The sequence below is a fragment of the Secundilactobacillus oryzae JCM 18671 genome (assembly GCF_000740055.1).
Taxonomy (GTDB): Bacteria; Bacillota; Bacilli; order Lactobacillales; family Lactobacillaceae; genus Secundilactobacillus; species Secundilactobacillus oryzae.
The window spans coordinates 19,718-40,216 of sequence record NZ_BBJM01000014.1; the positions used below are offsets into that span (position 1 = coordinate 19,718).

The 20,499-nt window shown below is 44.2% G+C and carries 22 protein-coding genes; 8 read left to right on the plus strand and 14 right to left on the minus strand.

The annotated features are described in order from the left end of the window. Window positions 1-2,841: a helicase C-terminal domain-containing protein gene (locus tag LOSG293_RS04855; protein WP_034527711.1), complete on the minus strand. Its 2,841-nt coding sequence runs from the start codon at window positions 2,839-2,841 to the stop codon at window positions 1-3. 261 nt (window positions 2,842-3,102) lie between these two features. Here LOSG293_RS04855 and mvk point away from each other — a divergent pair, with 261 nt between their 5' ends. Genes mvk through fni form a run of 4 tightly spaced genes read left to right on the plus strand, consistent with a single transcriptional unit; the run spans window position 3,103 to window position 7,176 of the window. Then, the gene (gene mvk, locus LOSG293_RS04860) at window positions 3,103-4,056 is read left to right on the plus strand and encodes a mevalonate kinase (RefSeq protein WP_034527713.1); all 954 of its coding nucleotides are present in this window, start codon (window positions 3,103-3,105) and stop codon (window positions 4,054-4,056) included. Further along, a complete protein-coding gene (gene mvaD, locus LOSG293_RS04865) occupies window positions 4,053-5,027 on the plus strand; it encodes a diphosphomevalonate decarboxylase (RefSeq protein WP_034527716.1) in 975 nt (324 codons plus the stop codon). The genes mvk and mvaD overlap by 4 nt, the downstream gene beginning before the upstream one ends. Before the next feature lie 23 nt (window positions 5,028-5,050). Continuing rightward, window positions 5,051-6,121 (plus strand): phosphomevalonate kinase, encoded by a 1,071-nt coding sequence (locus tag LOSG293_RS04870; protein ID WP_034527718.1) that lies wholly within the window; start codon window positions 5,051-5,053, stop codon window positions 6,119-6,121. 14 nt (window positions 6,122-6,135) lie between these two features. Then, window positions 6,136-7,176: a type 2 isopentenyl-diphosphate Delta-isomerase gene (fni, locus tag LOSG293_RS04875; protein WP_034527720.1), complete on the plus strand. Its 1,041-nt coding sequence runs from the start codon at window positions 6,136-6,138 to the stop codon at window positions 7,174-7,176. Between the two features lie 37 nt (window positions 7,177-7,213). On the opposite strand, the gene LOSG293_RS04880 is transcribed toward fni, so the two are convergent. Further along, window positions 7,214-8,563 carry an RsmF rRNA methyltransferase first C-terminal domain-containing protein gene (locus LOSG293_RS04880; RefSeq protein ID WP_034527723.1) on the minus strand — a complete coding sequence of 450 codons (1,350 nt, stop codon included), beginning with the start codon at window positions 8,561-8,563 and terminating at the stop codon, window positions 7,214-7,216. 96 nt (window positions 8,564-8,659) lie between these two features. Here LOSG293_RS04880 and LOSG293_RS04885 point away from each other — a divergent pair, with 96 nt between their 5' ends. Then, window positions 8,660-9,481, plus strand: coding sequence for a Cof-type HAD-IIB family hydrolase (locus LOSG293_RS04885; protein WP_034527725.1), 822 nt, complete (start codon window positions 8,660-8,662; stop codon window positions 9,479-9,481). Between the two features lie 62 nt (window positions 9,482-9,543). Here LOSG293_RS04885 and glpK read toward each other — a convergent pair whose 3' ends face one another. The 3 genes from glpK to LOSG293_RS04900 form a co-directional block, all read right to left on the minus strand. Beyond that, on the minus strand, window positions 9,544-11,055 hold the full coding sequence (gene glpK, locus LOSG293_RS04890) for a glycerol kinase GlpK (RefSeq protein WP_034527728.1): 1,512 nt from the start codon (window positions 11,053-11,055) through the stop codon (window positions 9,544-9,546). A 190-nt stretch (window positions 11,056-11,245) separates the two neighbouring features. After that, window positions 11,246-11,437 (minus strand): 2-hydroxymuconate tautomerase, encoded by a 192-nt coding sequence (gene thmT / locus LOSG293_RS04895; protein ID WP_034527730.1) that lies wholly within the window; start codon window positions 11,435-11,437, stop codon window positions 11,246-11,248. Between the two features lie 64 nt (window positions 11,438-11,501). Next, on the minus strand, window positions 11,502-12,356 hold the full coding sequence (locus LOSG293_RS04900) for a YitT family protein (protein WP_081919901.1): 855 nt from the start codon (window positions 12,354-12,356) through the stop codon (window positions 11,502-11,504). 190 nt (window positions 12,357-12,546) lie between these two features. Here LOSG293_RS04900 and LOSG293_RS04905 point away from each other — a divergent pair, with 190 nt between their 5' ends. Then, entirely contained in the window at window positions 12,547-13,965 is a 1,419-nt protein-coding gene (locus LOSG293_RS04905) for a C69 family dipeptidase (protein WP_034527731.1), read from the plus strand. Window positions 13,966-14,008: 43 nt separating this feature from the next. Then, window positions 14,009-14,320, plus strand: a complete 312-nt coding sequence (locus LOSG293_RS04910; RefSeq protein WP_034527733.1) for a MazG-like protein — start codon at window positions 14,009-14,011, stop codon at window positions 14,318-14,320. Window positions 14,321-14,380: 60 nt separating this feature from the next. On the opposite strand, the gene rplS is transcribed toward LOSG293_RS04910, so the two are convergent. The 8 genes from rplS to LOSG293_RS04950 form a co-directional block, all read right to left on the minus strand. Next, window positions 14,381-14,743, minus strand: coding sequence for a 50S ribosomal protein L19 (gene rplS / locus LOSG293_RS04915; protein WP_034527735.1), 363 nt, complete (start codon window positions 14,741-14,743; stop codon window positions 14,381-14,383). 111 nt (window positions 14,744-14,854) lie between these two features. Beyond that, window positions 14,855-15,610, minus strand: coding sequence for a tRNA (guanosine(37)-N1)-methyltransferase TrmD (trmD, locus tag LOSG293_RS04920; RefSeq protein WP_034527736.1), 756 nt, complete (start codon window positions 15,608-15,610; stop codon window positions 14,855-14,857). Further along, complete coding sequence (gene rimM / locus LOSG293_RS04925) at window positions 15,610-16,134, minus strand: ribosome maturation factor RimM (protein ID WP_034527739.1); 525 nt, start codon at window positions 16,132-16,134, stop codon at window positions 15,610-15,612. The genes trmD and rimM overlap by 1 nt, the downstream gene beginning before the upstream one ends. Before the next feature lie 56 nt (window positions 16,135-16,190). Then, window positions 16,191-16,439, minus strand: a complete 249-nt coding sequence (locus tag LOSG293_RS04930; protein ID WP_034527741.1) for a KH domain-containing protein — start codon at window positions 16,437-16,439, stop codon at window positions 16,191-16,193. 21 nt (window positions 16,440-16,460) lie between these two features. Then, the gene (gene rpsP / locus LOSG293_RS04935; protein WP_034527743.1) at window positions 16,461-16,733 is read right to left on the minus strand and encodes a 30S ribosomal protein S16; all 273 of its coding nucleotides are present in this window, start codon (window positions 16,731-16,733) and stop codon (window positions 16,461-16,463) included. 105 nt (window positions 16,734-16,838) lie between these two features. Beyond that, complete coding sequence (locus LOSG293_RS04940; RefSeq protein WP_051907224.1) at window positions 16,839-18,029, minus strand: MFS transporter; 1,191 nt, start codon at window positions 18,027-18,029, stop codon at window positions 16,839-16,841. Window positions 18,030-18,141: 112 nt separating this feature from the next. Beyond that, window positions 18,142-18,621, minus strand: coding sequence for a glutathione peroxidase (locus LOSG293_RS04945; RefSeq protein WP_034527745.1), 480 nt, complete (start codon window positions 18,619-18,621; stop codon window positions 18,142-18,144). A 21-nt stretch (window positions 18,622-18,642) separates the two neighbouring features. Beyond that, a complete protein-coding gene (locus tag LOSG293_RS04950; protein WP_235786817.1) occupies window positions 18,643-19,473 on the minus strand; it encodes an aldo/keto reductase in 831 nt (276 codons plus the stop codon). A gap of 121 nt (window positions 19,474-19,594) precedes the next feature. Here LOSG293_RS04950 and LOSG293_RS04955 point away from each other — a divergent pair, with 121 nt between their 5' ends. After that, window positions 19,595-19,957 carry an iron-sulfur cluster biosynthesis family protein gene (locus tag LOSG293_RS04955; RefSeq protein ID WP_034527749.1) on the plus strand — a complete coding sequence of 121 codons (363 nt, stop codon included), beginning with the start codon at window positions 19,595-19,597 and terminating at the stop codon, window positions 19,955-19,957. Here LOSG293_RS04955 and LOSG293_RS04960 read toward each other — a convergent pair. Then, window positions 19,954-20,445, minus strand: a complete 492-nt coding sequence (locus LOSG293_RS04960; RefSeq protein ID WP_235786819.1) for a dihydrofolate reductase family protein — start codon at window positions 20,443-20,445, stop codon at window positions 19,954-19,956. The genes LOSG293_RS04955 and LOSG293_RS04960 overlap by 4 nt on opposite strands. Window positions 20,446-20,499 lie beyond the last annotated feature (54 nt).

A 20,499-nucleotide genomic window follows, 5' to 3' on the forward strand; every position in this document is an offset into this window, starting at 1 on the left:
TCATTCTTCATTTGTTGGATGATTGTGCTGCTCAAAGAATAACTTCATTTCTTCAGTAATTTGATCAAGCTTCTTTTTAAAAATGGGTAAGCCATCTGGCATCGCACTTAGCATGGTATGCCCATACTGGCGCTGCTGAATGCGACTATCCAAAATCACGGTAACACCAGTATCTTGGCGGGAACGAATGAGTCGGCCAATCCCCTGTTTAAGCTTCAAAGTTGCTTTCGGTAAAGCATAACTATAAAACGGACTCTTGCCCTGTTCCTTTAACATATCTGAAACTGCTTTGACCATTGGCATCCCCGGTGAATCAAATGGTAACCGGGTAACCACTAGTAATTCTAGTTGTGAACTAGGAAAGTCAAGACCCTCCCAGAAGCTAGCTGCTCCAAGTATAATAGCATTTTCGCCAGTTGATTTAAATCGTTTGATGATTTTCTCCCGACTTCCAGTGACGCCCTGGGCTAAAATCACGCGTTTGGCGAGTTGAGGATTAGCGCGTAAACCACCGTATACATGCTGGATGGTCTCTAAGGAGTTAAACAGTACCAGCGTCTGCTTATTTGAGGCCACCAATAATTTAGACAAAGCATTCACTAAATAGGCTTCGTACTGTGGTTGGATGGTTGAGACTGGGTCCGGCGAATCCGTGGCAATGTAAAGCTGACTTTGCAGACTAAAATCGAAATCCGACTTAATCTTACGGGTCTTGGTTTCGGTTCTGTCCACATCCAACTGATCATAGATGAATGGTGAATTCCTTGATGATAACAGTGACGCACCAGTCAACACCACGGGTTGAAAATGGGAATAGATCTTGCTGGACAGATAATTGTGCGTGGTCAACAGGTTACTGATTAACTGTAAACTACTGGTATCTCCCACGTGGTTGACACGTAACCAAAAGACTCGGTTGGTTTGCTCATCGGCAATTTGGCCTTCAAACACAATTAATTGATCCAATTGCGCCGTAATTTGCAGCACAACTTTCTCAAACTTGGCAACTAAAAGCTTATCGGTCACCAACCATCGTTTCTCATTCAATCGGTATTGATGCATCAATTTCTTGGCTAGCTCGTTAAGTAACCGATTAAAACGTTGATAGCTATTGAGTTGTGCAACGTTATCCGCAAAGAAACTACGCAACTGTGCTGTTTTCACTTCAACCTCTAGGTAGCCGTCTTGATCAGCTGCTCGACGTCGCCCTAAAAATTCCTTATACAATTTGTTCACGAACACTTGAAGTTCAACTTGATTCTTATCAAGCATCCCCATAAGTCGTTCTAACGCCGACATGGCTAAGCCATCTTCATTGAATAAATCCAATAAATCTTTCCCGTGCTGATTGGAAATAATATTTTGTAATCGGCGCATTTCCTTTTGAAAGGCATTGAATTCAACGGTTTGGCGTTCTTCATTTAAGGCGTTTTCTGCTAAGTTTTGAGCCTCATCGATGACCAAATAGGGTTGATTCAATTTCTGTCCTAGGTCGGCCCCGTGCTTAACTAAGTAAGCATGGTTTGTAATGACGAAGTCCGCTTGATCCAAACGTTGGTTGCGGCGAACCAAAAAGTCGTCATCGCCAAACGTTGACCGGCGCTTTTGAAAGTTAAAGCCCATGTGTGTGATGGTCTCAAGATAAGGGACTTGATCTGTAGACAAATGTAATTCATCTAAATCCCCACTTAACGTTTGCGTCAGCCAGACCAAAATCTTCATCTTCACTAACTGTGACTGTGGAGAGTGATCAACGACTTTTAAACTCGTTGCAAACCGATCCAAATCAAGATAGTGCTGACTACCTTTCAATAAAATGGCAGCAGTCTTAAACGGCAAAATTTGGTTAAGCACCGGCATCGTTTGGTTAACGAGCTGATCTTGGAGTAGCGTCGTCGCCGTACTAATGACGACTTGATGATGTTGCTTTGCCAAATAAGCCATCGGTAAACTATAACCCATGCTTTTACCAACTCCGGTAGGGGCTTCAATCAATAGTTGTTTTTGATCATCCGCCTGGTCAAAGTTGTGATAAATCAAGTTCATCATCTTGGCTTGTTCCGGTCGCCATTCTAACTGATTTTGATAACGTTGCTTCTTTTGCTTCTGGGTTTTCGGATAAGTTAAGTTAGGCGTTAACGGCGTCGTCTGAGCCAGTTCCATCGGTTTACGCAATGCCAGTCCATTTTTGATTAACAAATAATCCGGCAAGGGCTCCAGATGGTGGTTCACGTACTGAATCGCCTCAGCAAACAAGGTGCCCGTTTCTCGGGTGAGCACCGCTTGAATTTGATTCAATTGCTTCAAAGTCGTCAACGGTAACGTTCGTAACCGATCCAACAAAAAAATGAGCAAATTAGCCGTCGCTTCTGCATCACTATCGGCAGAATGCGGATTCTCGTGTGAAATACTAAAGAGTTGGCTTAAGTCCTGCAGCCGATAGCTCGTTGCCGTTGGAAGTAAGATCTGACTCAATTGAACCGTATCAATAGCGGGTCCCGTCAATGCAGGAAAGCCGACACGTTCAAGTTCGTGGTTCAAAAACGGGAGGTCAAAATTCACGTTGTGTGCGACAAACGTGGTATTAGCCAACATCCCATAGATGACCTCGGCGACATCATCGAAGATTGGCGCCTTGGCTACCCGTTTGTTTGTAATCCCGGTTAAGCGGGTGATTGCCTCTGAAATCGGCATCTCCGGATTAACGTCGGTGGAAAACTGGTCTATTATTTGATTGTTTTTTACGAATGCACATCCAAACTGGATGATTCGACCGCCTTCAGTGAGGCTTGTACCGGTTGTCTCTAAATCGACCACCGCATACGTCGTTTCTGTTTCCATTTATAAATCCACCAAATTCTTTTTCAAAAGGGTGGCTTAGGCCATCAGCCACTCACCATCCCTTGTTCTTCTTCATATCATACTACAAACCACATAAATTAATCCACGTTCGCTTGACAGGTTAAGCTAATTCTAAAGATTTTGTGTTAAATTCTCACCAACAAACAGGAAATATAGCCATTTTTTGGAAGATAGAGTATGATATAGACTGGATTTTGAATCGAATCATTCAACGTCTAGTAAAGAAAGTGAGCGATAACATTGACTAATATTTCGACTGGCACCAGTCACGCAAAAATTATATTAATCGGCGAACACAGCGTTGTTTACAACCAACCCGCAATCGCCCTTCCCTTACCAGCCGTTGAAGCAAAGGTAACAATCACGAGTCGCTATGATGGTCGCCAATTCATCAATAGTGACTTTTTCTCAGGCTCGTTGGCGGCTCTTCCAGGTTCAATGAATGGTAATCGCCGGCTGATTCACGCCCTCTTAAATCGGTTTAACGCACAAACAGCCGGTTTTGAAATGACCATTAAAAGTGATGTCCCCGCAGAACGCGGCATGGGCTCCTCCGCAGCAACCGCTGTCGCCATTGTTCGTGCGATGTATCACTTTTTTGGAGCAACCATTTCAGCGGACGTCTTAACCCAGTCAGCCAATATTGCTGAATCAATTACCCACGGCAATCCCAGTGGCATTGATGTTGCGACAACCACCGCTACAAATCCAGTTTGGTTTGTCCACAATCAGGGCAGCACAGAACTCAATTTGAACTTATCCGGCGCGTTAGTGATTGCGGACACTGGTATTCACGGACGAACTAGTGAAGCTGTCCAGTCCGTGGCCAACAAACTGGCTACCCAGCAATTAGAAACTCGGGCGATGATTGATCAACTAGGTGACTTGGCTGCTTTCACGCGAATTGCCATCGAAGAGGATAACCTGTTGTCACTTGGCGACTCCATGACTGAAGCACAACGCATTTTAACTCACCTTCAAGTGAGTCATCCCCACATTGATCATTTAGTCGATGTGGCACTTGCAAACGGCGCTTTAGGTGCCAAGCTTACCGGTGGTGGCCTTGGTGGCTGTGTCATTGCACTTACCGATACCGTTAGTGCTGCTAAAGATCTGCAGTCCGTTCTACTTAACTCGGGCGCAACTAACACCTGGGTTCAACCATTTACCAAGACCGAGGAATTAATCAAATGACCCAAGCAACTGCCCGTGCACACACAAATATTGCCTTAATTAAATATTGGGGAAAACAGGATGAACAACTAAAACTCCCCCAGAACAACAGTCTATCGCTGACCTTAGATCACTTCTATACGGATACGACTGTTATTTTTGACTCATCGATTGCAACCGATGACTTTCAGCTGGACGGCCAAAAGCTGGCTCCTCAGAATGCCATTAAAATTCAGCAACTGATTGATCACGTTCGCCAACTATCTGGTCAAACGGCGCATGCTCAAGTGATTTCCACCAATCATGTGCCAACTTCGGCTGGTTTAGCTTCGTCAGCTTCCGGTTTTGCCGCTTTAGCTGCAGCTGCTAGTAAAGCAGCAGGACTGGATTTGACTCAGCGCGACCTATCTCGGCTCGCTCGTCGGGGATCCGGCTCGGCCAGTCGCTCCATTTTTGGTGGCTTTGCGGAGTGGCAAAAAGGTGACTCAGATGAAACATCGTATGCCGTCCCCATTCAAGAAACGGTTGATTGGGAAATTGCCATGCTCACGGTCGTGGTTACCGCCAAAGAAAAGAAGATTAGTAGTAGTGTGGGGATGAAACGCTCAGTGTTGACCTCCCCTTACTATTCAGCTTGGGTTGCAAACGCCACCCAAGACCTGACTCAAATTAAACAAGCCATTGCCAGCCAGAATTTCGAACAAGTGGGACAAATTAGTGAACGCAACGCGATGCGAATGCATGCCTTGACGCTTAGTTCGGACCCTAGTTTCACTTACTTTAACGCTGATTCCTTAAAAGTCATGCAAGCGGTCAATCAGCTAAGGGATGCTGGTATTCCTTGTTACTACACGATGGATGCCGGTCCAAATGTCAAAATCATTTGTCGACCAACCGACGCACCCAAAATTACTGCCGTCCTCTCAGCTGACTTTGCACCAGACCAGCTCATTCTCGCCCAGCCGGGACCAGGTATTTCTTACTTAGATTAAATTCAGTTGAAAGGACCCACCTCATGATTTCAGTAAAAGCACCAGGAAAACTTTATATTGCCGGCGAATATGCAGTCGTTGAAACTGGCTTTCCCGCAATCATTGTCGCCCTGGATCAATTCGTTAAGGTCACCGTTTCCACGGCTGACCAGTTTGGTAGCATTATGTCCAAGCAGTACCAAGAAAATTCCCTCTATTGGACCCGTGAAAATGATCGCATGGTCTTCGATGATCGGGATAACCCCTTTCACTACATTCTATCTGCCATCAAGTTAACTGAAGAATATGCGAAAACCCTCAATAAACCGCTTGGCCTCTATCATCTAAAAATTAACAGTGAACTCGATAGTGATGATGGCAAAAAGTACGGTTTAGGTTCTTCTGCTGCAGTGACGGTTGCCACAATTCATGCTCTTTGTCAGTTTTATGAATTACCACTCGATAAGGACCGGCTATTTAAATTAGCCGCCATTGCTCATTTTGAGGTTCAAGGTAACGGCTCACTTGGAGATATTGCGGCCAGTGTCTACGGTGGTTGGATTGCCTACCACTCGTTTGACCGCGAATGGCTAAAACTAGCACGTAAAAACTATGACTTGCCTCAGCTACTCACCGAAAAATGGCCAGGCTTAAAAGTCGACTTGTTAACACCACCTGCTGACTTGAAATTGATGATTGGCTGGACGGGGTCACCTGCGTCAACTTCACACTTGGTTGATAAAGTTGCACTTGCTAAAGCGAAGGACGACATGGATTACCAGACCTTCTTGAATGAAAGCAAAAAATGCTTGCTGGCCATGATTGAAGGCTTCAAACGGGGCGATCTTGCCGCCATTAAAACGGAGATTAGTCGCAATCGCCAGATTCTTGCTGGCCTATCACGCTTAAGTGGTGTCATTATCGAAACCGAAAATCTCAAACAACTTTGTGATATTGCTGAGCACTTCAATGGTGCTGCCAAAAGTTCTGGTGCCGGTGGTGGTGACTGTGGTATTGTCATCATTGATAAAAACGTTCCCACCACGGCATTAATTGCCGAATGGCAGAAGAATGCCATTGAACCTTTAAACTTCAACGTCCATACCCTGAACTAAGAGGAGTGACTCCCATGACTTCCATTCAATCGCATCGCAAGGATGAACACGTTTCCCTAGCAGAAAAATTTCATGATGTCACGCAACCTAGCGATTTTGACCAGGTTCGCTTTGTGAACAATGCGCTCCCTGAGATTGACTTAGCAGATATTGATTTATCGACCACAATCGCCGGCCATTCTGTGCCGTTTCCACTTTTCATCGAAGCAATGACGGGTGGCAGCGAACGAACTGGTAAACTGAACCAGCAATTAGCCACAATCGCCAAAGATTTAAATTTGGTCATGGCGACGGGTTCCCAAAGCGTTGCGCTAAAAGATGCTAGCCTTGCTACAACCTTTAGTATTGCGAGAGAAACGAATCCTAATGGCCTGCTCTTTGGAAATGTTGGTGCAGGAACCCCTCCTGAGGCAGCTAAGACCGCTGTCGAAATGATTTCGGCTGATGCCCTACAAATTCATTTGAACCCCGCACAGGAGCTCATAATGCCTGAGGGCGACCGCAAATTTAATGGATGGTTAGCCAACATCCGACACATTCATCAGGCAGTCGATGTGCCGGTCGTGATTAAAGAAGTTGGCTTCGGCCTTAATCAAGAAGTCATTGGGATTTTGATTCAAAACGGCATCCACGATTTTGATCTTGGCGGACGTGGTGGTACAAACTTCGCTCAAATTGAGAACTTTCGTCGCTCAGACAAGGCACTCGACTACCTTCAAAATTGGGGAATTTCAACTGTCGAAGCGCTTTTGGAATCCAAACCTTATCAAGATCAAGCCAACTTCTCAGCAAGTGGTGGTATCCGCAATCCACTCGACGTCATTAAGGCATTAGCTCTAGGCGCCAGTTCAGTTGGCATTGCGGGTGTGGTCTTGCACACACTGATTACAACGGGTGTCGAGCAAACTGAATCGATGCTCACACAATGGCTTAAGGATTTGAAACGGATTATGGTTCTCCTTGGCGCTAAATCCATTACTGACTTACATCAAATCCAGCCAATCTTTTCACTGGAACTAATGAATTACATGAATCAGCGTCACTTAACCAAGTAAAAAATGAGCCATGACAAATCGTCATGGCTCATTTTTGTTAAGCTTGAAATCTCAAACCCTTTGGAAAATAATTTTTTACCGTTGTGCCCACTAATTTACCAAAGCTAACGGATTGGCCTTCACACACAAGTAACACCCAGCCCTTAAACTGATCGGTGTTCTCGACATTAATCGTATCCCCGTGGACCACCTTAGCCCATTGATCACGCGTCATGTTAATGGTGTGACTAAATGCCTGCTGATCCAACGAAAGCGCTAAAGCATAACTAGGCTCGAATCGGTTCTTCTTGAACACACCTAACTCGAGTCCTGGCCGTTTGACCTTTAATTTATCAAGATCCGGTGTCCCTTCATTTAGTAAGTACACGGTATCCCCAAACGTCATGAATCGGTGAGGTCCAAAATCAGGCAAGTAGTCTGAAATGAACTCGTTCAAGAGTTGACGTTGATCCTTGGTTAAATTTTCACTCTGCTCACGTGTCTTAGGCTCGGGGGAAATAGCCGACTTAAATCTCAGCTTGGCAATAAAGTGCCCCTCACCATCAACCTTATGAGGAAAAAGTCGGGCTGTCTTTTTAAGCTCCGGATTACCATCTGCCCACTCTGGCCGCCCATCTTCAACCCCTGCTGGCTTATCAATCGCCACCAGCTCGAATTCAGGGTAAGTTTGCAGTAACCAGCTAATCATTTGCTCGTCTTCTTCTGGTGCAAAGGTACAGGTCGAGTAAACGAGTTCACCGCCTGGCTTAATATTTTTCACAGCCTCATTCAGAATTGTCTTTTGACGGTCGGCACACTTTGCTGGATAATCTTCCGTCCAGTAACTTACCGATTCTGGATCCTTCCGAAACATTCCCTCACCCGAACAAGGTGCATCAACCAATACCACGTCAAAAAAACCTGGAAATGATCGTGCAATTGATTCCGGCGTTTCATTTAAAATAAGGGCATTTTTAACACCGAAACGCTCTACGTTTTCAACTAAAATTTTGGCCCGCTTTGGCATAATTTCGTTAGTCACTAACAACCCCGTTTGATTAAGAAAACTCGCTAAATGAGTAGATTTCCCACCCGGTGCTGCACAAAGATCAAGGACGCGGTCGCCCGGCTTAGGGGCAGCCACCTCACCAACCATCATGGCACTGGGTTCTTGACTATAAACTGCCCCAGTTTGATGTTCCATGGATTTCCCCTTTACCCGACCAAAATAGCCCCACCGGCTAAATGGCGTTGGCTCACTTAAATCAATCGTAGCGGGTAAAGCTTTTTTCAAGGGGTTCACCCGAAACCCATGTTTTACTGGCTGCTCAAAGCTAGCAAAGAAGCGCTCAGACTCGGTTCCTAACAATTTTTGGTATTTAGTAATGAAAGCTTCTGGTAAATTCAAAATAATTCTCCTTATTTTTAATCTAACCCGTGCATTGCGTGAACGATTGTGATAGATTGGCATGGTTATGTATAACTAAACGCTTGAGGTGAAACAATGTCAGAAATTAAAAAACTAATCACTATCGACTTAGATGGCACCACGCTGAACAATGCTTCTAAGTTGTCTGCGCAAACCATTCGCGTCATCAAGGCTGCTCAAAGTGCTGGCCACATTGTGAGTATCGTGACTGGTCGACCAAATCGGCTATCGACGCCTATCTATGATGAACTTGCACTACAATCGCCAATGATTAATTTTAATGGTAGTTTGGGATTCAATCCCCATCAACGCTGGTCCGAGGAATACCAATACACGATTAATCGCGAAATCGTTCTGGATCTGTTGGCAGTGCGTGATGACTACCAGATTCAACTTATTGCGGCGGAAGGTAAGAACCTCTTCTTGGCACAGCAACAAGCGCCATCCGGGCTCAACTTCTTTCCGGCTACTTTGGAAACAAACGAAATTTTAAGTAGCCAATCACTTAATGAAGACCCTACTAGTTTAACGATTCAAGTGACAGAAAACAAGTTACAACCACTGTCGACCTATATCGAGGCTAAATTTGGTTCCTTAGTGGACGTAAATCCCTGGGGTGGTCCACACAATGTCATTGAAATTGGTCATAAGGGCATTCATAAGGCAACGGGCGTGGAAAAAATTGCCCATTACTATCACATTCAGCGAAAAGATATTATTGCCTTCGGTGATGAAAGCAACGATAATGCAATGATTGAATACGCTGGTTGGGGTGTTGCAATGAATAATGCGAATGACCATCTAAAATCCATTGCCAACGATGTTACACAATTGAATAACGAGCATGACGGTTTAGCTACCTACCTGCAAGATTACTTAAAATTAGACGTAGTTTAACGTTTAATCTAAGGGTCATTCATGACATTTAAAAAGCTGGGAAAATTCCCAGCTTTTTTATTTTAGTCTTCTTCATTTGGTTTGAAAGCTTGCGTAGCAGCCACTGCTGCTTGCCAGCCTCGATAGCACTTATTACGACGATCTTCTGACATCGCCGGCTTAAATTCATCACGAATTTCGTGCATTTGCTTGATTTCATCTAAATCCTTCCAAAAACCGACTGCCAATCCAGCTAGATAGGCGGCGCCCAAAGCAGTGGTTTCGGCTAATTTAGCTCGTTCAATTGGCGTGTTCAAGATGTCCGCTTGGAACTGCATCAAGAAGCCGTTATTAGCGGCACCACCATCAACACTCAACGATTTAAGATCTAATCCCGTATCCGCCTGCATGGTTTCGATGACATCACGAGTTTGATAAGCAATGGCTTCAACCGTTGCCCGCACAAATTGCTCACGTGTCGTTCCCCGGGTGAGTCCGAAAACGGCGCCACGAACTTCTTGATCCCAGTAAGGCGCACCCAATCCAGTGAAGGCTGGGACCACGTAGACGTTTTCTGTCGTCTTGGCTTCAACCGCCATGCGTTCTGAATCTGCAGCATCGCTGAAGAATTTCATACCGTCTCGGAGCCACTGGACTGCCGAGCCCGCTACGAAAATACTACCTTCTAGGGCATACGTAATTTCACCATTAATGCCATAAGCAATCGTTGTTAATAATCCTTGATCGGATAATGTAGGTTCGGTTCCCGTGTTCATCACGATAAAGGCACCAGTGCCGTACGTATTTTTCACCATACCACGTTCAAAGGCCGTTTGCCCAAAGAGGGCTGCTTGTTGATCTCCGGCAATCCCGGCAATCGGAATTTGAATGCCAAAGAACGTGTAGCCAGATGTATAACCGTAAACCTCGGATGAGGAACGAACGTCTGGCAGCATTGAAGCTGGAATGTCTAAAAGATCCAAAATTTTTTGATCCCATTTTAGTTCGTGAATGTTGTAGAGCATGGTCCGACTAGCATTGGTGTAATCGGTGGCGTGAACTTGGCCACCGGTCAGCTTCCAGAGAATCCAAGTGTCAATGGTCCCAAAGAGCAAGTCACCTTGGTTTGCAAGGTCACGGGCGCCCTCAACGTTATCCAAAATCCACTTAATTTTCGTGGCTGAGAAGTATGAGTCGATGACCAACCCCGTTTTGTTATGAATAAAATCTGAATAACCGGCATCCTTCAAGCCGTCTGCGATTTCACTAGTTTGCTTAGATTGCCAAACAATCGCGTTGTAAATAGGCTCTCCGGTCTTTTTATTCCAAACAACAGTGGTTTCCCGTTGATTAGTAATTCCGATTCCGCGAACTTTATAAGGGCGAATATCAGTTGAAATGAGTGCGTCTGAAATTACGGATTGTACAGCGTTCCAAATCTCGTTAGCATCATGCTCCACCCAGCCGGGCTTAGGAAAATGCTGAGTAAATTCACGCTGAGCTTTCCCGGCAACGTGACCGTGGCGATCGAACAAAATGGCGCGGGCACTAGTGGTCCCTTCGTCAATCGCTAACATGTATTGTTGATCATTCATGATTTGAATTCTCCATTCATTGATTATTTGAAGATTTTCAACTTAGTCTACTTATGCGTTCTGTTGGTGTTCTTTGTGAACTCAACCGTCCTAAGTATACCGAATTAACGCGTTTTATCCAACTATAAAAGGCAAAAATAAGGGTCCCTTAACTAAAAAAAGACTGCTCTTCAGCAATCTTTCGTCAAATCTATGCTTCTTCGTCGCTCTTCAAAACGCCGGCAACACCGTAGCGGTTCTTTTCCATTTCACGTAAGATGACGTGAACGTGTTCAGCAGGTGCACCTGTGTTCTTAGTCACGGCGTCAGTAACGTCTTTAACCAAGTTTTTGAGTTGATCTTGGCTACGACCAGCAATTAAATCAATGTTTACGATTGGCATATTAACCCCTCACCTTCTACTTTTTACAAGATTTCATTATACAGATACTCGCTTCAAAGCGCAATCAGTTAGCGGATTGATCCGCTTGTCTGGCCTTAAGTTGATCCTTTTCATCGTACCAATTACCCTCGATATCAACCGTGTTAACCAGATTGACGAATGAATTAGGATCGGTTGATTTGACGACGTGTTCTAAATCATAGAGTTCGTACCGCGAAATGACCACCATGAGGACGGCACCCTTTTGACGTTTGTAAGCCCCCTCTGAAGGCATGATCGTAACACCACGAATCAGAGTCTTATTAAGATTTGCGACTACCTCATCTGGCATAAAGGTCACGATAAAGGCCGTGAGCTTTTGGTGACGCGTATGAATGGCATCAACCACTCGGGACATGGCATAAATCGAAATAATCGTGTAAAGTGCACTTTCCCAGCCAAAGACGGAACCGGCAATTAAAATAATCACTAAATTGGTCACAATCATCATTGTACCGATTGTCTTACCAGTCGTTTTTTCCAAGATTACCGCGACAATGTCCATCCCACCTGTTGAGAAACCGTACTTCAATGGGTAGGCCACACCGACACCGGTGATAATGCCACCAAATAAGGCACTTAAGAGCGGATTGTGGGAAATGGTCTGGATGGGGATGATCACTGCCATGAAGGAGGTCAAAATCGACGTCAGGAAGCTGTACAGTGTAAACTGTTTGCCAATCATCAGCCAGCCCAGTAGTCCAATCGGCAGGTTCAATAGCAAAATAAACCAACCGGTGTTGATATCAACTTGAAAAACATGTTCAACAAACGTCGATAGCAACTGCGAAATACCATTTATTCCCGAGCTAAAAATCTTTCCCGGGATCAAAAATTCGTTCAATGCGATGGCGCTGACAATCGATGAACCGATCATCATCACAATTTTAATTAGTAAATCTTTTCCTTGTTTCAGCACTATGTTTGTCACCTTTCTCAAAAAAATCAGTACGTCTATTTAAACACATTTCCAGCTAAATTGAACCCTTTTAGACTGATAAATATTATTTTCTCGTTTTCGCTATAAATGGTACCATGAGAAGAAGCGAAATGAATCGAGGAAAAAGACTATGAATAAAAACTATTACTCTGCTTGTACCAGTATCCTAATTGGTAAAAAAGCATCCATTGACGGTTCCGTCATGATTGGTCGAAATGAGGACTCTAAAGCGGCCTGGCCAAAACACTTTGTGGCCCATCCCCGTGTAACTCACGACGAGGCTCCCATTTTTAAATCAAATGACTCAAAATTCGAGCTAACACTCCCCAAAACAGCCTTTAAATATACCGCAACACCAGAATGGACACTTAAATTCGGTTTATTTGAGGAAGACGGAATTAACGAACATGGGGTCGCCATGAGCGCGACCGAAAGTACCTACTCTAATGACCGAGTCTTAGCATGTGATCCTTTAGTGAAAGATGGTATCGCCGAAGAAGCTATGGTGACGGTAGTACTTCCTTACATTAAAACTGCCCGAGAAGGGGTTGCCCGTTTAGGTCAAATCATCGCGGAATTTGGTACTAGCGAGTCAAATGGAATTCTGTTTGCTGATAAAAATGAGGCTTGGTACATGGAAACCGCTGCTGGCCACCAGTGGGTCGCCCAACGAATCCCGGACGATAGCTATGCGGTAGTCGCAAATCAAATGGCTATCGAAGAAATTGATTTTACGGATTCAGATAACTTCATGTGGGCAACCGGCATTCAAGAATTCGTTGCCGAACACCACCTTTCACCCAATCGCACCGGTTTTAATTTCCGTGAAATCTTTGGTACCAATAATCAAATGGATTCCTACTATAACTTACCTCGAGTATGGGAAGGACAACGCCTTTTGTCACCTAGTCTGCACCAAGAAGCAATTACTCAACTTCCCTTTATCCAAAAAGCTGATCACCTGATCGCCGTTCGTGACGCTCAGGTCGTCTTATCCAGTCATTACGCTGGTACCAAATACGACTTGTTGGATCCAAGCACTCACGAGGACCACCGTTTCCGTCCAATTAGTTTAGCAGCTACTCAAGAATCGCATATCCTGCAAATGCGCCAAATGGCTGATCCTGATCTTGCAAATATTCACTGGTTAGCTATGGGCGTTGCTGCTGAAAGTGTGTATGTGCCGTTCTACGCCGGCATCAATGGCACTCACCCTGCCTACCAAAAAGGTGAAGGTACCTATTCTGCTGATTCTGCCTACTGGGTGTTTAAACACGCTGGCGTCTTGTTTGATAGTCACCCTAAGGAATTTAAGGATGATTTACAATCAACCCAATCTCAATTACGAATTGCATTCGACGAGGCCATCATCACGGCCGATCAGGAAGCGGCCAAACTAACCGGTGCAGCGCGTGAAACGTACTTAACTGAACAAGGTATCCAAGTGGCTGAGTTAGCCCTATCCAAGTATCGTGAGCTTGCAGCTACCCTAATTACCAAAATGACGGATTTATCACCACTGCAATTTCAACAAGACCTATCCCTATAAAATCAAAACGCACAACCAATAAAGCCCCATTAAGGAAAACCATTTGAATTTAGAAGAACTCGTTAATCGCTCAGAGGCCATTCGTTCCGCTTACCATCAGCTTGAATTAAAACAAGATGGTCACGCTTGGACCATCGAACAAGACACCTTAGCGTTTCAATCCGACGCTGGATTAGTCAGCCGACTCGTCATGGCTGACCAAGGCAGCTGGCCCACGGATGTCAAAGAACCAACACTAGATTATAAAATTGCCGAATGTATTTGGTGGCTCAGTAGCATTGCAACTGCGAGCGATGTTAATTTAGAAGAGGCGCTGGAACATTTCATGTCTGAACGGGAACAACAATTGAAATAACGCAAAACACAAAAAAAGATCGACTTGGAAAATTCCAAATCGATCTTTTTAAGTTGAAAATTACTTGCGAGGACGACGTGATTCTGGAATACGCGCAGCCTTACCATGTAATTCACGTAAGTAGTACAACTTGGCACGACGAACTTGACCGAAGCGTACAACTTCTAACTTAGCAACACGTGGTGAGTGTACTGGGAAAGTACGTTCAACACCCACACCGTTTGTAATCTTACGAACAGTGTAAGTTGCTTGGATACCAGTACCACGACGACGGATAACAACGCCTTCGAATAACTGGATACGTTCGCGAGTACCTTCAACAACACGGGCGTGAACTCGAACAGAGTCACCGGCACGGAAGTTAGGAATATCCTCACGTAATTGGTCTTGGTTAATTTTTTGAATCAAAGCATTTTGTCTCATTATTGCTTTCTACCCTTCTATCAACATTCATTCTCATTTCGACAGCGGAATATTGTTAATGTGGCTTAACAGCCGAGTTAAATCATATCATAATTGAAAATCTGTGTAAAGTTAATCTTCTGGGTTTTCTTCGACCTTCACATCAGCTAACAATTCTTTTTGTTTTGCTGTCAGTTGATCATAGTCAATTAAGTCACGCCGACGCAAGTAGGTCTTCCGCAGAGCCTCTTTTTCACGCCAGTCGTCAATCTTTTGATGATTCCCGCTCAATAAGACATCTGGTACCTTCATACCCCGAAAATCAGCTGGACGCGTGTATTGTGGGTATTCGAGCAGGCCACTAGAAAATGAATCTCCCGGCGCCGATTCCTGATTGCCTAAAACACCTGGCAATAGTCTAGCTGTTGCATCAATCATTACCATGGTAGGTAACTCGCCACCAGTCAGGACAAAATCTCCCAAGGACACCTCATCGGTTACCAAGCTTTTAATTCGCTCGTCAAAACCTTCATAGTGACCACAGATAAACGTTAAGTGTTCTTCTTGGGCAAAGGACTCCGCCATTTTTTGGTCAAATTGTTGGCCCGCTGGATCGGTCAGAATAACCCGATTAGTTTTGAAACCGGCCGCAGTAGCCTCTTCATTAACGGCTTCTAGCGCGTCAAAAATTGGTTGGGCTTGCAACAACATGCCTGCACCACCACCAAACGGATAATCATCAACGTTACCGTGTTTATTGGTGGAGTATTTTCGAAAATCCGTGACGTGCATATCGAAGCTATCACGATCAATGGCCTTACCCACAATAGAATCCGTCATTGGGCCGTTAAACATATCAGGAAATAAACTTAAAACATCAATTCGCATTAGTCTAGCCCTTCCATCAATTCAACAGTGACTTGACCCTTTTCGAGGTCAACGTCTTTCACAACCTGCTTAATCACTGGTAAAAGGAGATCAGATTGCTTCTCACGTTTAACCGTCCAGACATCGTTTGGTCCCAACGCCAAAATATCTGAGATCGTGCCAATTAGCTGACCAGTTTCATCAACCACCTTTAAACCAATAATTTCATGGTAGTAATATTGGCCCTCTTCAAGTTCGTCCTCATCCAAATTAGCCTCGGAAATTTTCAGAACCATCCCTTTGAACTGCTCCACATCATTAATGTTGTTGAAGCCCTCGAACTGAATCAAGTAAACATTCTTTTGTTTCTTAGCTGACTTAATCGTCAACGTGCGCAACGGTTGTGTACTATTTTCATCCTTAAAAAGGTCCAGGACACTGCCCTTTCTAAAGCGAGATTCAGGGAAATCCGTTGAAGACACAATCTTAAGTTCCCCGCGAATACCGTGAGTATTCACAATTTTACCGACATTGTAATGGGTCATTTTTTCACCTCCAAAAAATAAAAGCTCTCAAGCGAAAGGTTATTTCGCTCAAAAGCCTACTTTGCACTATCGTTGATAACCAGTCTCACACGTTTAGGACCTTGGACACGAACGCTATACACAATCGTCCGAATTGCTTGCGCAACGTGGCCTTGCTTCCCAATAACGCGACCGACGTCTTTCGAATCGACAAACAATTGAAATTCATAAAACCGATCAGTTTCATTTTTTTCAATGCGAATCGCTTCGGGATACTCAACTAGCGGTGCCACTATTGTTTTAATAAGTGTTTTGAAATCAGTCATCTGTCTTCACTTATCTCTTAATTATTTAGAGAATTTAGCTTCGTGATACTTCTTCATGATACCAGCATCTGAAAGCAAGTTACGAACAGTATCTGAAGGTTGGGCACCCTTGCCTAACCAGTCTAAGATATCTTCTTCTTGTAGCTTAACTTCAGCTGGGTTAACTAATGGGTTGTAAGTACCCACAAGTTCGATGAAACGACCATCACGAGGGCTGCGTGAATCTGCAACAACGATTCGGTAGAATGGACGCTTCTTAGAACCCATACGCTTTAAACGAATTTTTACTGACATATTATTTCCACCTCCTGTAATTCTTTCAACGATAAATAATATACCAGTCTTTTATATGCTTGTAAAGGTTTTTTTCTTTACACCTTAAAAACCGTTAAATTAGGCTTATTTGTGTGCTACGTCAAAAATATGTGTCTTCCGATTGATGTATAAACCGGCTCCAAAGAGGATAAATGCTAAGACTGCGTTGAGCAGTAATACCAGCGTCCAGGAGTCTAAAAGTGACTCAATATAACCGAAAACAATTGGCCCAGAAGCAGCAAGTAGATACCCCACCGTTTGTGCCATCCCCGAGACCTCTGCCGTTTCCACTGAATTGGCCGTTTTTTGAGCAAAGTACACAATTGACAGGTTAAACGCAATCCCGGAAGCAATCCCGACAAAAATAGCAATAATGGTGACGGCTAGGACATTCAATCCAGGAATCGCAAACAGTAAACTCCCACCGACAAACCCGATTCCGACCGCCCAAACCATGACGGCATCGCCACCCTTTTTGTCTGATAATAAAGGCACTAAAAAAGCAAATGGTAATGAACTAATCTGCATCACCGTTACAAAGGTCCCAGCTTGGATGCTCGTGAACCCCTGAGAAACAAATACTGAAGGCAACCAAGTTAACAAAGAATAGTAAATCAATGATTGAAGACCGAAAAACAGGGAAATCACCCATCCCGTTTTTGAAGTCCACACTGAGCGGCCCTTCTCTGTCTTTCGCTGTTTGGTCATCTCATCATCAGCAACCTGGCGTTTGACCATTGGAAACCAGCCCACCAAACTAATCAATGAAATGACAAAAAGTGTCAACATTGCGAACCGGAGATTAGTGGCAACCACAATAATGCCAGCAAGGCCCGTTCCTAATGCCCCAATTTCCAACATTGTGGTTGTGTAAGTACTCACCCCAAGCATGGGTTTCATTGGAATTTGATCCTTGATGACGGCCGGTAGTAAAACGTTGGCACTATCAATTCCTAACCCGATCAAAAATGTCCCAAACATAACGGCCATCATACTTTGGTTAACTCGCAGCAAACTTCCCAATACAAGCAGCACAGTGAAAGCCAAGATGACGCGTTCATTACCAAACCGTTTACCTAACTTCGCTAAAATCGGCGAAATTACCGCAAACGTCAGTAGTGGAATGGTGGTAATTAAACCAGCCGCGCTACTAGGCAAACCGATTGCCTTTTGCAGGCTGGGCAACAACGGTGGAATTGCCGTGATCGGTAGTCGCATGTTGACGGCAACGAAGAAAACACTTAATAAGATCAAACGTGTTTTTTTACTAGTCAATTTTTTAATTCCCTTTCAGCCAAAAAAATAATGAGGTCAAAATCACCTCATTATTGGTTTATTCAGTTATTTAGCATAGCATGACTCGCCACTAAAACACTAGCGACAAGACTCAGCTTTCTGCCAGAACTTGTTTCAACTCGGGAATAATTTTTTCTGGAACCGTTTCCGGTGTAAATCGCTTTCGAACAACGCCGTTACGATCTACCAAAAACTTAGTGAAATTCCACTTGATGGCGTCTCCCAGCGCACCTGGAGCTTCAGCCGTCAGGTATTGGAACAGTGGTAAGGCTTTTTTCCCGTTGACATCGTTAATGTCATGCATAGGAAAGGTCACACCATAAGTCATGCGACAAGCTTCTGCTGCCTCTTGACTGTCCTTTAGCTCCTGTTTGAATTGGTTGGAAGGGAAACCTAAGACAACCACGTCTTGATCCTTAAACGTCTCATAAAGGTCTTCTAGGCCCTCAAATTGTGGCGCAAAACCACACTTGGTTGCCGTGTTCACAATCAGAAGCGTTTTGCCCTTGTACTTGGACATTGAATAGGATTCACCGTTTTCGAGTGTGACATCATAGTCGTAAATTGACATTGGGTAACCTCCTAAATGAATTTAGCCTTGAGTTGGATTATGGAAATGACTTGGCGCCGCATCCACCATCTTGTTCAAACGCTTCATATCAGCATTATCAATGGTAAAGTCCAGTTGTGCATTTGCTTCAATATGAGCTTGGGTCGTTGCCTTTGGTAATGGCAAGGCCCCATTTTCAATACAGAAGCGTAAAGCGAGTTGTGCCACGCTCACTTTGTACTTCGCAGCTAGTTCTTTCACTTCATCGTTATCCAATAAATCACCGGTTGCAAGTGGTGAATAAGCTTCAATCAAAATATCGTTTGATTTTGCAAAGTCCGCAATCTTGGGCTCGGTAAACCCAATGTAGTATTGAATTTGGTTAACGGCGGGTGTAACTGTGCCGTGTTCTAAGATGTTCCTCATATCATGAACATCAAAGTTAGAAACACCGATAGCCTTAGCGCGCCCACTCTTTAAAATTTCTTCCATAGCACGCCAGGTTTCAACGTTCTCCTTATCATGTTCCGTACCAATTGCATCCCATGGCCATGGCGCGTGAATCAAATAAAGATCCACATAGGTCATATCCAAATTTTCGAGCGTCTTGTCAAACGCATCTAAGGCTGCTTGGTACCCTTTAATTCGGGCTGGTAATTTTGTTGTGAGGAAAATGTCTTCACGGGCAATGCCGGAATCCTTAATGGCTTTACCGACACTACTTTCGTTAGCGTACGCTTGCGCTGTATCAATGTGACGATAGCCCGTTTTCAGTGCATTGGCTACCGCATCGTAAGCTGTTTGGCCACCAGGGATTTGCCAGGTTCCAAAACCAACTTGAGGAATTTCAATTCCATTTCTTATACTTTCCATACTAACACTTTGACAAGCCAGCCCCAAACATTCCATCAGCTAAAAATAATAAGCTAATTACTTTAATTTAACCGGAAAATCGCTATAATTTGCTTGAAACTAAAACAAGGGAGTGTCGATCATGAAAATTCAAATTTCCGATGCTGCAATGGCTGTTATTAAACCTCATTTAGATCCACATACCCGCTTACTACTGAGTTATGATGACGGGGTGGGCCCCTATTCTCATCACGGTTTGGTTGCCCTTCAAATTGCTTTTCAGTTGGTCATCATTAGCGATGAAATGCCCCTCGCCGACTATGATTTAGCAATCGAGTCACCACTGGGACCTGGACCTATTTACGCTAAAGGCTACTCAAAAGAATTCTTTGGTAACAACCTCAAAATCGACTTTAAACCAAACTTCAATCTATTAAATCTGTCGGATGACGGTGAAGTCATTGAAGACAACTTACAAATTGTAGATGAACGCCCAAAAGCTTAATCTAAGCGGGTATATCTAACTTCTGCGAGTTGATCGTAATGGGTCACATCAACCAGCTTAAATCTTTGAAAGTAGTCGCCTTCAGGAAATAGCCGGATGCCGCTGCCCAGCACAACTGGTGCAATTTGAATCCACCAATCGTCAATTAAATCGGCCTGTAGCAGCTCGGTGACAATTTTGCCACCACCCACAATCCAGATGTTTTGGCCATCCTGTTCTCGGAGTTGTCGTACAAGCGAGACGACATCCCCATTATGGAACGTCGCATCCTCCACATCGCCGGTTCGCGTACTTGACAGCACAATATTTTGTTTACCAGGAAACATCGGCTCATCGGCCATAATCTGCTTGGTTTCCTCGTATGTTTTGCGACCCATGACCGCTGTGTCAACATCTGCCAAAAATTGGTCTGTATTAGCCTCTTCACCACCGGCCGTATCAAACAGCCACTGAAGACTTCGGTCACGATTGGCTAGATAGCCATCCAAGGATGTTGCACCATAAAATTGAACACGTCACATGCTGATCCACCTCATTTTCAT

Bases quoted from the DNA above. Each gene is read 5' to 3' on its own strand.
- LOSG293_RS04855 (WP_034527711.1), bottom strand. From the start codon at position 2,841: ATGGAAACAGAAACGACGTATGCGGTGGTCGATTTAGAGACAACCGGT.
- mvaD (WP_034527716.1), top strand. From the start codon at position 4,053: ATGACCCAAGCAACTGCCCGTGCACACACAAATATTGCCTTAATTAAA.
- LOSG293_RS04870 (WP_034527718.1), top strand. From the start codon at position 5,051: ATGATTTCAGTAAAAGCACCAGGAAAACTTTATATTGCCGGCGAATAT.
- fni (WP_034527720.1), top strand. From the start codon at position 6,136: ATGACTTCCATTCAATCGCATCGCAAGGATGAACACGTTTCCCTAGCA.
- LOSG293_RS04885 (WP_034527725.1), top strand. From the start codon at position 8,660: ATGTCAGAAATTAAAAAACTAATCACTATCGACTTAGATGGCACCACG.
- glpK (WP_034527728.1), bottom strand. From the start codon at position 11,055: ATGAATGATCAACAATACATGTTAGCGATTGACGAAGGGACCACTAGT.
- thmT (WP_034527730.1), bottom strand. From the start codon at position 11,437: ATGCCAATCGTAAACATTGATTTAATTGCTGGTCGTAGCCAAGATCAA.
- LOSG293_RS04900 (WP_081919901.1), bottom strand. From the start codon at position 12,356: ATGATGATCGGTTCATCGATTGTCAGCGCCATCGCATTGAACGAATTT.
- LOSG293_RS04905 (WP_034527731.1), top strand. From the start codon at position 12,547: ATGAATAAAAACTATTACTCTGCTTGTACCAGTATCCTAATTGGTAAA.
- rplS (WP_034527735.1), bottom strand. From the start codon at position 14,743: ATGAGACAAAATGCTTTGATTCAAAAAATTAACCAAGACCAATTACGT.
- trmD (WP_034527736.1), bottom strand. From the start codon at position 15,610: ATGCGAATTGATGTTTTAAGTTTATTTCCTGATATGTTTAACGGCCCA.
- rimM (WP_034527739.1), bottom strand. From the start codon at position 16,134: ATGACCCATTACAATGTCGGTAAAATTGTGAATACTCACGGTATTCGC.
- LOSG293_RS04930 (WP_034527741.1), bottom strand. From the start codon at position 16,439: ATGACTGATTTCAAAACACTTATTAAAACAATAGTGGCACCGCTAGTT.
- rpsP (WP_034527743.1), bottom strand. From the start codon at position 16,733: ATGTCAGTAAAAATTCGTTTAAAGCGTATGGGTTCTAAGAAGCGTCCA.
- LOSG293_RS04945 (WP_034527745.1), bottom strand. From the start codon at position 18,621: ATGTCAATTTACGACTATGATGTCACACTCGAAAACGGTGAATCCTAT.
- LOSG293_RS04950 (WP_235786817.1), bottom strand. From the start codon at position 19,473: ATGGAAAGTATAAGAAATGGAATTGAAATTCCTCAAGTTGGTTTTGGA.
- LOSG293_RS04955 (WP_034527749.1), top strand. From the start codon at position 19,595: ATGAAAATTCAAATTTCCGATGCTGCAATGGCTGTTATTAAACCTCAT.